This window comes from Actinosynnema pretiosum (assembly GCF_024171695.1).
Taxonomy (GTDB): Bacteria; Actinomycetota; Actinomycetes; order Mycobacteriales; family Pseudonocardiaceae; genus Actinosynnema; species Actinosynnema pretiosum.
Genome location: NZ_JAMTCF010000027.1, coordinates 96,583 through 107,683 on the forward strand (window position 1 = coordinate 96,583; position 11,101 = coordinate 107,683).

The window sequence follows — 11,101 nt, forward strand, 5'->3', positions numbered from 1 at the left end:
TCACTTCTCGGTCGGAGCGGATCGGCTGGTCTTCACCGACTCCTGTCCGACCTTGTCGGCGGCCATGGCTTCTGCGGCGGCCTCGTTCACGACCGGCGCGCCACCGGTGGCGGTGAACTGCTTCTTGAACGCGTTGACCGCGTCCACGATGCCCTTCTCCGCGTCGTCCGACAGCTTCTTCGTGTCGCGGATCGAGGACAGCACCACGTCGTGGTTGCGACGCAGGTGGTCCAGGAACTCGCCCTCGAAGCGACGCACGTCGCCGATGGCGACCGAGTCGAAGTGGCCCTTGGTGCCGAGGTAGATGGAGACGACCTGCTCCTCCATCGGGACCGGCGAGTACTGGCCCTGCTTGAGCAGCTCGACCAGGCGGGCGCCTCGGTCCAGCTGGGCGCGCGAGGCGGCGTCCAGGTCCGAGGCGAAGGCGGAGAACGCCTCCAGCTCGCGGAACTGGGACAGGTCCAGGCGCAGCGAGCCGGAGACCGTCTTCATCGCCTTGGTCTGCGCGGCGCCACCGACGCGGGACACCGAGATGCCCACGTTGACGGCCGGGCGCACACCGGCGTTGAACAGGTCCGACTCCAGGAAGCACTGGCCGTCGGTGATGGAGATGACGTTGGTCGGGATGTACGCCGACACGTCGTTCGCCTTGGTCTCGATGATCGGAAGACCGGTCATCGAACCGCCGCCGAGCTCGTCGGACAGCTTCGCGCAGCGCTCCAGCAGGCGCGAGTGCAAGTAGAAGACGTCACCGGGGTAGGCCTCGCGGCCCGGCGGGCGGCGCAGCAGCAGCGAGATCGCGCGGTACGCCTCGGCCTGCTTGGTGAGGTCGTCGAAGATGATGAGGACGTGCTTGCCCTCGTACATCCAGTGCTGGCCGATGGCGGAGCCGGTGTACGGCGCCAGCCACTTGAAGCCCGCCGAGTCGGACGCGGGAGCCGCCACGATGGTGGTGTACTCCAGGGCCCCGGCCTCCTCCAGCGCGGACTTGACGCCCGCGATGGTGGAGCCCTTCTGGCCGATGGCGACGTAGACGCAGCGGACCTGCTGCTGCGGGTCGCCGCTCTCCCACGCCTTCTTCTGGTTGATGATCGTGTCGATGCAGACCGCGGTCTTGCCGGTCTTGCGGTCGCCGATGATCAGCTGGCGCTGGCCGCGGCCGATGGGGGTCATCGAGTCGATGGCCTTGATGCCGGTCTGCATCGGCTCGCCCACGGGCTGGCGCTGGAGCACCGTCGCGGCCTGGAGCTCCAGGGCGCGGTTGTCGTCGGCGACGACGTCGCCGAGACCGTCGATGGGCTGGCCGAGGGGGTTGACCACCCGGCCGAGGAAGCCGTCGCCGACCGGGACCGAGAGGACCTGGCCGGTGCGCTTGACCTCCTGGCCCTCCTCGATCTTGTCGAAGTCACCGAGGATGACCGCGCCGATCTCGCGGACCTCCAGGTTGAGCGCCACTCCGAGGACGCCGCCGGGGAACTCCAGCAGCTCGTTGGTCATCGTGCCGGGCAGACCCTCGACGATGGCGATGCCGTCGTAGGTCTCGGCGACGACACCGACCTCTTCCCGGTTGACCTCCGGGGAGTAGCTCGAGACGTACTTCTCGATCGCACTGCGGATCTCGTCCGACGAGATCGTCAGCTCCGCCATGTCGTTCCTGCTCTCACTTCGTTCATGGGAAAGGGGCTGGGCAAGCCGCGGTTCCGGGTTCGGGTCAGCCTGCGAGGTCGCGGCGGAGTGCCGCCAGGCGACCTGCGACGCTCCCGTCGATGACCTCGTCACCGATCTTGATGACCAGGCCGCCGACGAGCGAGGCATCGACCTCGACGTGCAGTGCGATCGGTCGTGAGTAGATGCGGGTCAGCGAGGCCGCGAGGCGGTCCTGCTGGTCCGCGGTCAGCTCGACCGCCGAGCGGACGTGGGCGACCGAGCGCTCGCGGCGCTTGGCCGCGAGGCCCGCCAGGAGGGTCAGGCCGTTGACCACGCCGAGGCCCCTGGGGAGCTGGACGAGCTGGGTGACCAGTGCCTCGGTCACCTTCTCGACCTTGCCCCTGATGAGGCCGTTCAGCAGGGCGAGCTTGCCGTCGGGCGAACCGGCCGGGTCGGTGAGGACCCGCTCCAGCTCGGAGTTCCCGGCGACGATGCGGCCGAGGCGGAACAGCTCGTCCTCGACGGCGTCGAGCCTGCCGTCGCGCTCCGCGTGCACCAGCAGCGCGGTGCGAGCCAGCGACTCGACCCCGTCCACCAGCTCGCGCGGGCTCGACCACTTGGCGGTGACCGCCGTGACGAGGACGTCCAGCGTGGCGTCCGCGACCTTGCCCGCCAGCAGGGAGCGCAGGAGGCGCTCCCTGCCCGCGGGATCGGACGAGGCGTCGCCGAACGCGCGCCGCAGCTGCGGCTGCGCGCTCAGCAGACCCACCACGGAGAACAGCTCCTGCCCCAGCGCGGACGGGCCGGTGGCGCCCTGGGCGCCCTCGACCAGCTCCAGCAGCCGCAGTTCAGCGGCTGCCAGAGCTTCGCGACTAGCGGCGTGCAGCGTCATGGACTCCCCTACTTCGCCGCGGGCGCCGCTGCGGCGTCCAGCTCGTTGAGGAAGCGGTCCACGGTGCCGCGGCGCAGCGCCTGGTCCTCCAGCGACTCGCCGACGACCTTGCCCGCGAGGTCGACGGCCACGCGGCCGAGGTCGGCCCGCAGCTCGGAGACGATGCGGGCGCGGTGCGCGTCGAGCTCGTTGTGGCCGTGGGCGACGATGCGGTCGTACTCCGCCTGCGCCCGGTCCCGCATCTCCTCGACGATCTGCTGGCCCTCGGCCCGCGCGTCGTCACGGATGCGGGCCGCCTCGGCGCGAGCCTCGGCGAGCTGCTCCTTGTACTCCTCCAGCTTGCGAGAAGCCTCGGCCTGAGCGGCCTCGGCCCTGGCGATACCGCCCTCGATCTTCTCGGTGCGCTCGGCCAGCACCTTCTGGAAGAGCGGTAGCACCTTCTTCCAGAAGACGAAGCCGATGATCGCCAAGCAGACCGCGGACCACACGATGTCGTAGACGGCCGGGATGAGGGGGTTAACGGGCCCCTCGGCCGCCAGGATCAGCGGTTCGGTCATGGTGGTCACCGCCTTGTCTGGGTCCGGTCGATCAGCTGAAGAGGAAGCCGGCGACCAGGCCCAGCAGGGCCAGGGCCTCGGTGAACGCGATGCCCAGGATCATCGTGGTGCGCAGCTGGCCAGCCATCTCGGGCTGACGGGCCATGGCCTCGACGGTCTTGCCCGCGACGAAAGCGACACCGATGCCGGGGCCGATCGTGGCGATGCCGTAGCCGACGGCGTTGAGGTTGCCTGCGACCTCAGCAAGGATCATTTCTGTCGTTCCCTTTCCGGTTGGCCCGCGCCGGTTCTCGGTGGCGCGGGTCGTCCAAGACCCTGGGTGTCCCCGGATCTCGGTGGGTCTCAGTGCTCCGCGTGGAGCGCACCGTCGATGTAGACGGCGGTGAGCAGGGTGAAGATGTACGCCTGGAGGAACTGCACCATCAGCTCGAACAGGGTGAACATCAGGCCCATGACGAGCGACAGGAAGCCTGCCGGCGCCAGGACCAGGTCCCCGGCCTGGAACATCAGGTACCACGCGGCGCTGAAGAACAGGACCAGCGCCATGTGCCCGGCGAGCATGTTCGCCATGAGGCGGATCATCAGCGTTCCGGGACGGATGAGGAACACCGAGACGAGCTCGATGGGCGTCACCAGAACGTAGAGCGGCTTGGGAACCCCCGGCGGGAACAGGTTCGACTTGAGGTAGCCGCCGACACCCTGCGCCTTGATGCCCGCGTAGTTGAACGCCAGGTAGGCGACCACCGCGAGCGCGAGCGGGAGCCCGATGCGGGCCGTGCTCGGCATGTTCAGGAACGGGATGATCCCGGAGAGGTTCGTCGCCCAGATCAGGAAGAAGAAGGTCGTCAGGAGCGGCAGGAACCGCTTGCCGTTCTCCTTGCCGAGGACGTCCTCGGCGATGTTGATGCGGACGAAGTCCAGCGCCATCTCGCCGAGGTTCTGGATGCCCCTCGGGACGAGCTTGGGCCTGCGCATGGCGATCAGGAAGAACGCCGCGAGGAGGACCGTCATCAGGATGCGGATCAGCATGACCCGGTCGAGCTCGAACGGCGTGCCTTCAAACAGCAGGGCAGGCGGGAAGAACTCTTCGATCGCCGGCTTGTGGAACTCCCCACCCTCGGCAAGCACCAAGGTGTCCAACTGGTCTCCCTGCGTCGCGGCCGGCACTTCCTCAGCCCTGACCGTGGCGTACATAGACGATGTAGAACCCCGTGACAAAGCCCACCGTTAGCCCGATCGGAGTGAAGATCTGGCTCTCGGTGGTCTTGTCGATTAGGAAGCCGATACCGCCCCACACCGCGGGGCCGGACACCAGCGTGCCGATGATCGACCAGACAGCACCGTCACCCCTTGGGGGTGGTTTGTCTGACTTGTCACTCATCTACGCGCACCCTACCAACCGGTGGTCCCAGGTCTGCACACGGGGGGTTAACGCGCATCGCCCTGACCAGTGCTGGAGGGGTTGAAGTACAGCATCCGGGCCTTGACCACGACCCAGGTCTCCGAGGCCAGGACGACGACGACCGCGATCATCACGACGGCGCCGAACACCGGTTTGGAGTAGAACGTCGCGTCCTTCAACAGGGCGAGTGCGACGAGCAGGACGATCACCTTGAGTAGCCAACCACCCATCATCGCCCCGCCGGTGACGGTCGGCGAGGCCTTGGCCGTCAGCAGCACCGTCAGCAGGGTGATGAGCAGGAAGCCACCGGCGATCCCGGCGCCGAGGAGCGCGCCCCACAGCCCTTCCCGGCCCGCGGTGAACCAGCCGACGAGCGCGGCGATCACCACCACCGGGGCGAGCACGAGGGCGGACTGGCGAAGCGCTTTGCGCGCTACGTCAGCGGCGTCGAGGAGTCGCGTCACCCCACCATTGTGGCTGCCCGCCCCCGCCGACACTCACCGGGTGTGCTTTAGACCTCACCCGGACGGTGCGCCGGGTGCCTGGCGCTGATCTGGGCGAACAGTGGGCGAACTTCGGGTGGCGCTGCGGTGGCGCGTCCTCCTGGGACATTTTTCGCGGCGGGTCCCGCGTACGTTCGAGGCTACCCGAAGGTGTGTTTCCCAGGAATGGTTCCGGGGTGATCCGACAGCGTTTTCACAGGGTAATGCGCGCGGTTCCGGAGGGTAATGCGCCGGTAATGCGGAAAACCCCGCCGCCGAGCGGAACCGGGCGGTACCGGCTGCTCAGGGGCGGGGTGGCGGGGTGGCGGCCTGCGGTCCCGGCCGCGCGATCCGGCGGACGATCTTGTCGCGGAGGGTGTTCCCGCGTCGCGGATGTCCACATTCTTCCCGGAAAGTGGAACGGTGGGCCGCCCGATCGGGCGACCCACCGTCACGCTCGGTTCTTGCGCGACTCGCGAAGTCTCGGCACCGCCGAGATGAAGAACGCGAGCAGCAGCCCGATGAGGAAGCACCAGGCGACCACGCCGGTGTCGAACACGGTCAGGGAGACCGCGCCGAACGCCAGCAGCCCGGCCCACAAGTAGATCAGCAGGACGGCGCGGCGCTGGGAGTGGCCGATCTGGAGCAGCCGGTGGTGCAGGTGCATCTTGTCCGCCGAGAACGGGCTCTGCCCCTTGCGGGTGCGCCGGACGATCGCCATCAGCAGGTCGAGCAGCGGCACGAACAGCACCGCGGCGACGACCAGCAGGGGCGACATCAGGCCGAGCACGTCGCTGGCGTTCAGCGACTCGTAGTTGAGCTTGCCCGACGCCGAGGTGGTCGCGGCGGCGAGCATCAGGCCGATCAGCATCGAACCCGAGTCGCCCATGAAGATCCGGGCCGGGTTGAAGTTGTGCGGAAGGAAGCCGAGGCACGCGCCCGCCAGGCACGCGGCGATCAGCGCGGGCGGGTAGGCGCCGACGTCGCCCTCGTTGTTGGCGAGGACGCCGCCGATGGAGAACGCGCAGGTCGCGGCGGCGGCGATCAGCCCGATGCCCGCGGCGAGGCCGTCGAGGCCGTCCACGAAGTTCATCGCGTTGATCATCGTGACGGCGAGCAGCACGCTCAGCAGCGCCCCCTGGTTCTGGTCGAGCACCAGCAGCGAGCCGGTGCCGGAGCCGTCGTCGCCCCACGGCACCCAGAACACGAACCACTGGAGGCCGTAGAGGACGAGCACGCCCGCCGCCGTCACCTGGCCGGCGAGCTTGGTGAGCGAGTCGAGCTCGAACCGGTCGTCGACTATGCCGACCAGCACGATGATGCCGCCGCCGAGGACGACGGCGTAGGGGTCGTAGGAGAAGTCGAAGGCTGAGCGCAGCACCGGCAGCTGGTGGGCGAGCATCATCCCGCCGAGCACGCCGCCGTACATGGCCAGGCCGCCCATGCGGGGCATCGGCTTGACGTGGACGTCGCGTGTTCGGGGGTGGGCGACCGCGCCGATCCGGAACGCGAGCGCGCGGACCAGTCCGACGAGGAGGAAGGTCACCACTGCGGCGGTGAGCGCGACGAGCAGGTACTCCCGGACCGGGAGGACGTTGGACGCGGCAGGCAACTGGCCCACGGGAGGCTATCCCCTCGGGGATTCCGGTTCGGACACTGGACCCACCACGCTACTCGGCTGCTGAAGATCCACTAGCGCGCGACCTCGACTTCGACGCCGAGCACCGAGGAGATGTCGGCGACCGGGACCGCGCCCTCGCGCAGCACCAGCGGGTCCGCCCCGGTGAGGTCGACGATCGTGGAGGCCACGTTCTCGCCGGAGGGCCCGCCGTCCAGGTAGACCTGCACGTCCTCGCCCAGCTGCTCGCGCGCCTGGGCGGCGCTGGAGGCGGGCGGGAAGCCGGACTTGTTGGCGCTGGAGACGGCCATCGGGCCGACGTCGCGCAGCAGTTCGAGCGCGACGGGGTGCAGCGGCATGCGCAGCATCACGGTGCCCCTGGTCTGCCCGAGGTCCCAGGCCAGCGAGGGCGCGTGGTGCAGCACCAGCGACAGCCCTCCCGGCCAGAACGCCTCGATCAGCGAGCGGGCCTGGCGCGGCACCGACAGCACGAGGCCGTCGATCGTGGTCCAGGAGCCGACCAGCACCGGGACGGGCATGTCGGGCCCGCGCCCCTTCGCGGCGAGCAGCGACCGCACGGCGGCAGCGTCGAAAGCGTCGCAGCCGATGCCGTAGACGGTGTCGGTGGGGAGGACGACGAGCCTGCCCGAGCGGACCGCTCCGGCGGCGGCGGCGAGACCCGCCACCCGGTCGTCCTGAACTCGGCAGTCGTAGACCGTACTCACCCGAGGAATCCTGGCACAGCGCGTGGAGTGACGGCCGTCAGCCTCCGCACCCACCCGAAATGTCGTCCTACCACGCAGGTGGGTAGGGGTGGCGGAGCGCGGAGGGCCGGGGTGGTGACGGGGAGTGGGGGTGGGGACCAGGCGGGGAGTGATGGACGGGGCGGGGTGGCGGGCTGCGCCGGAGGACGCGGTGGCGGGTGGGAACCGCGACGTGGGCGGAATTCAGCTCATCCGGCAGCCGGATCACCATCCACCCGGTGCATGGTCGGGGCGGGGGTTCGAGCGGGCGGATCGGGGCGCCGGGCTCCACGGTGGACCGCTGACCAGCGCACGTTCCGCGCACGGAAGCCATTTCATGCACCGGGTGCATGACCCTCATTCAGCGGATGCCGGTAGCGGATGGAGAACATGCGGCGGTCGCGGGGAGGTTCATGCGCCTGACGGGTTAACCCGACCGGGCCGGGGGCGTCGTCCTGGCCGCAGCAAGCGCTTTCCCCTGGGCACCGGCCCGGATCGGCCTCCGGGCGTGCCCGGTTCGAGGCGCGGATGAGGGGCAGGCCCATGCACGGCGCGCATGGATTCCGCTTCCGGCCACTCGCACCCGCACCGCCGTTGTCCGGTTCGCGGTTGCCCGCACCGTCCCGCGCCCTCTCCCTCGGAACACGGTGGTCCGGCCCCGCTCACGGGCGCTCAGCAGGTCCAGCGGGCGGCTGGTCAGCCGATGCAGCGAGTGCTCAACGGGTCCAGTGAGTGGCCGGTGCGGCGGGCGACCGGTCAGCCCGTCCAGCGGGCGGCCGGTACGACGGCCGGTCAACCTGTCCGATGGACGGTCAGCCGGTCCGGCGGGCGGTCGCGAAGCGGGAGCGGCCCGCCAGGTCGCGGTGCGGGGTCGCGTCGGTGAGGACCTTGCGGGTGGCCAGGAGGGCGGGCACGGCCTCGCCGTGGGTGTCGTCGTGCTCGATCGCCACGTGGCCGCCGGGCTTGAGCAGCCGGGCCGCCAGGGTCACCACGTGGCGGATGACGTCGAGCCCGTCCGGGCCGCCGAAGACCGCCGCGCGCGGGTCGTGGTCGGCCACCTCCGGCTGGACCTCGGTGGCGTCCGGCACGTACGGCGGGTTGCACACCACCAGGTCCACCGCGCCGTCCAGGTCGGACAGCACGCCCGGCGCGGTCACGTCGCCGTGGTGCAGGCGGATCGGGGTGTCGCCCGCCGCGCTGCGGGCGTCCGCGTTGCGGCGGGCCCAGGACAGGGCGGTCGGGTCCTTCTCCACCGCGTGCACGACCGCGTCCGGGCGGTGGTGGGCGATGCTCAGCGCCAGCGCGCCGGACCCCGTGCACAGGTCGACCACGACGGGCCGCTCGGCGCCGCGCACGGCGTTCAGCGCCCACTCCACCAGCAGCTCGGTCTCCGGGCGCGGGATGAACACGCCGGGCCCGACCGCGAGGTCGACGCCCCACAGGTGCGCCTCGCCGGTCAGGTGCTGGAGCGGGACGCGGGTGGCCCGCTTCGCCACGAGCGCGCCCAGCTCGTCCAGCACGCGCGGTTCGACCATGGGCGTGAGCACGAGCTTGCTCGGCGGCACGCCCAGCAGGTGCGCGGCGAGCAGGTGCGCGTCGGTGCGCGGGCTGTCGACACCCGCCGCGGCCAGCAGGCGCTCGGCCTCGATCAGCGCGGGCCGCAGCGGGTGTCGGTTCATGCTCGGAACTGTAGGCCGATCAGAAGTTGATCATGTGCCCGGCCAGGCCGTGCACCGCTTCCTTGACGGCCTCGCTCAGCGTCGGGTGGGCGTGGACGTTGCGCGCCACCTCGTGCACGGTCAGGTCCCACTGCTGGGCCAGGGTCAGCTCGGGCAGCAGCTCGGTGACGTCCGGGCCGATCATGTGGGCGCCGAGCAGCTCGCCGTGCTTGCCGTCGCTGATCAGCTTGACGAAGCCGCTGGAGTCGCCGATGCCGTGCGCCTTGCCGTTCGCGGTGAACGGGAACTTGGCGACCTGGACGTCGAAGCCCTTCTCGCGGGCCTGCGCCTCGGTCCAGCCGAAGCTGGCGATCTGCGGCTGGCAGAACGTCGCGCGCGGGATCATCGGGAAGTCCAGCTCCATGGTCTCCGCGCCCGCGATGGTCTCGGCGGCGATGATGCCCATGGACTCGGCGGCGTGCGCGAGCATGAGCTTCGCGGTGACGTCACCGATGGCGTAGATGTGCGGCACGTTGGTGCGCCCGCGCTCGTCGACCGCGATCGCGCCGCGCTCGGTCAGCGCCACGCCGGTCGACTCCAGGCCGTAGCCCTCGACGCGCGGCTGGAAGCCGATGGCCTGCATGACCTTGTCGGCTTCGAGCACCTCCTCCTTGCCGCCCTTGGAGACGGTGACGCGGACCTTGGCGCCGGAGTCGTCGATGGACTCGACGCGGGTGCCGGTGCGCACGTCGACGCCCATGCGCTTGTAGCGCTTGGCCAGCTCGGTGGAGACCTCGACGTCCTCCAGCGGCACCATCCGGTCGAGGAACTCGACGATGGTGACCTTGACGCCGTAGTTGTGCAGCACGTAGCCGAACTCGACGCCGATGGCGCCCGCGCCCGCGATGATGATGCTCTCGGGGAGGTCCTCGGTGAGGATCTGCTCCTCGTAGGTGACGACGCGCTCGGAGAGCTCGGTGTTCGGCAGCAGGCGGGTGGTGGCGCCCGCGGCGATGATGGCGTGCCCGAAGGTGATCGACTCGCCGTTGACCTCGATGGTGTTGGCGTCGGTGAAGGTGCCCCGGCCGTTGTACTCGGTGATGCCGTTCTTCTTCATCAGGAAGTGCACGCCCTTGACGCGCCCGTCCGCGACCTTGCGGCTGCGCTGGAAGGCAGCGCCGTAGTCGAACTTCACCGTGCCGTCGACCTGGATGCCGAAGGTCTTCTGCTCGTGCGTGAACAGGTGGGCCAGCTCGGCGTTGCGCAGGAGCGCCTTGGAGGGGATGCACCCGACGTTGAGGCACACCCCGCCCCAGTACTTCTCCTCGACGACCGCGGTCTTCAGCCCCAGCTGAGCCGCGCGGATGGCGGCGACGTACCCGCCGGGCCCAGCACCGAGGACCACGACGTCAAAGTGTGCGCTCATGCCGCACAGATTAGTGCGGTGACGGTGGGCGTTCGCCGGGTCAGGGGTGAGACCCCGGTGGCCCCGCCCACACCCGGCCACGGGAGTGGCCGGTACGGGTGTCGCTGGGGTGGGGAGGGTGGGGGCGGGGGTGTGGTGGTTGGTGGGCTGAACGGTAGCTGCGTGTGACCGGGGAGGGGGCGCGTCCGCCTTTGGTGGCGGGGGTGTGGGGAGGGTGGGGAGAGGGCTTGGAGAGGGCTGGAGGGGGCAGTTGGGAAGGGCGGGGAAACGGGCCTGAGGGCGGTGGACGGCGGGGGGTGGAGGAGCTGGGACGGGGGCGGGGCGGAGCCGAACGGACAGGGGCGCAGAGGCGGCGGCTGACGGCTCGCGACTGGCAACTGGCGGCTCGCGGGCAAGCGGCGGTTGGCAGGCGGCTCACGGGCGGGCGGCTCACGGCAGGCTGGCTGGCGGTGGGCGGGCTGGCGACGGGCTGGCTGGCGGCGGGCAGCTCGCGGCAGGCAGGCAGGCAGGCAGGCGGTGGGCGACTCACGGCGGGCAGCTCACGGCGGGCGGTCAGGCGCGGCGGGCTGCGGTCAGGCGCGGCGGGCTGCGGGCTGCGGGCTGCGGGCTGCGGGCTGCGGGCTGCGGGCTGCGGGCTGCGGGCTGCGGGCTGCGGGCTGCGGGCTGCGGGCTGCGG

At 70.4% G+C, this 11,101-nt stretch carries 12 protein-coding genes; 1 reads left to right on the top strand and 11 read right to left on the bottom strand.

Translation table 11 applies throughout. The annotated features are described in order from the left end of the window. From atpA to lpdA, 11 genes are all read right to left on the bottom strand, one after another. Positions 1 to 1,647: a F0F1 ATP synthase subunit alpha gene (gene atpA, locus LV78_RS37185; RefSeq protein ID WP_253850896.1), complete on the bottom strand. Its 1,647-nt coding sequence runs from the start codon at positions 1,645 to 1,647 to the stop codon at positions 1 to 3. Between the two features lie 64 nt (positions 1,648 to 1,711). Next, on the bottom strand, positions 1,712 to 2,539 hold the full coding sequence (locus tag LV78_RS37190; RefSeq protein ID WP_253850897.1) for a F0F1 ATP synthase subunit delta: 828 nt from the start codon (positions 2,537 to 2,539) through the stop codon (positions 1,712 to 1,714). 8 nt (positions 2,540 to 2,547) lie between these two features. Beyond that, entirely contained in the window at positions 2,548 to 3,096 is a 549-nt protein-coding gene (locus LV78_RS37195; protein WP_253850898.1) for a F0F1 ATP synthase subunit B, read from the bottom strand. Positions 3,097 to 3,127: 31 nt separating this feature from the next. Further along, complete coding sequence (locus LV78_RS37200; protein ID WP_015804832.1) at positions 3,128 to 3,349, bottom strand: ATP synthase F0 subunit C; 222 nt, start codon at positions 3,347 to 3,349, stop codon at positions 3,128 to 3,130. An 89-nt stretch (positions 3,350 to 3,438) separates the two neighbouring features. Next, positions 3,439 to 4,236, bottom strand: coding sequence for a F0F1 ATP synthase subunit A (atpB, locus tag LV78_RS37205; RefSeq protein ID WP_253850899.1), 798 nt, complete (start codon positions 4,234 to 4,236; stop codon positions 3,439 to 3,441). Between the two features lie 31 nt (positions 4,237 to 4,267). Next, entirely contained in the window at positions 4,268 to 4,477 is a 210-nt protein-coding gene (locus tag LV78_RS37210) for an AtpZ/AtpI family protein (protein WP_015804834.1), read from the bottom strand. A 47-nt stretch (positions 4,478 to 4,524) separates the two neighbouring features. After that, complete coding sequence (locus tag LV78_RS37215) at positions 4,525 to 4,962, bottom strand: Cg1360 family ATP-synthase-associated protein (RefSeq protein ID WP_041837137.1); 438 nt, start codon at positions 4,960 to 4,962, stop codon at positions 4,525 to 4,527. 469 nt (positions 4,963 to 5,431) lie between these two features. After that, a complete protein-coding gene (locus LV78_RS37220; protein ID WP_015804836.1) occupies positions 5,432 to 6,601 on the bottom strand; it encodes a glycosyltransferase family 4 protein in 1,170 nt (389 codons plus the stop codon). Between the two features lie 71 nt (positions 6,602 to 6,672). Beyond that, positions 6,673 to 7,323 (bottom strand): L-threonylcarbamoyladenylate synthase, encoded by a 651-nt coding sequence (locus LV78_RS37225; protein ID WP_253850900.1) that lies wholly within the window; start codon positions 7,321 to 7,323, stop codon positions 6,673 to 6,675. 830 nt (positions 7,324 to 8,153) lie between these two features. After that, entirely contained in the window at positions 8,154 to 9,020 is an 867-nt protein-coding gene (gene prmC / locus LV78_RS37230) for a peptide chain release factor N(5)-glutamine methyltransferase (RefSeq protein ID WP_253850901.1), read from the bottom strand. 19 nt (positions 9,021 to 9,039) lie between these two features. After that, on the bottom strand, positions 9,040 to 10,425 hold the full coding sequence (lpdA, locus tag LV78_RS37235) for a dihydrolipoyl dehydrogenase (protein ID WP_253850902.1): 1,386 nt from the start codon (positions 10,423 to 10,425) through the stop codon (positions 9,040 to 9,042). Positions 10,426 to 10,874: 449 nt separating this feature from the next. Here lpdA and LV78_RS37240 point away from each other — a divergent pair. Continuing rightward, positions 10,875 to 11,101, top strand: a 227-nt coding sequence (locus LV78_RS37240) for a hypothetical protein (RefSeq protein WP_253850903.1), incomplete at its 3' end; no start/stop codon positions are given.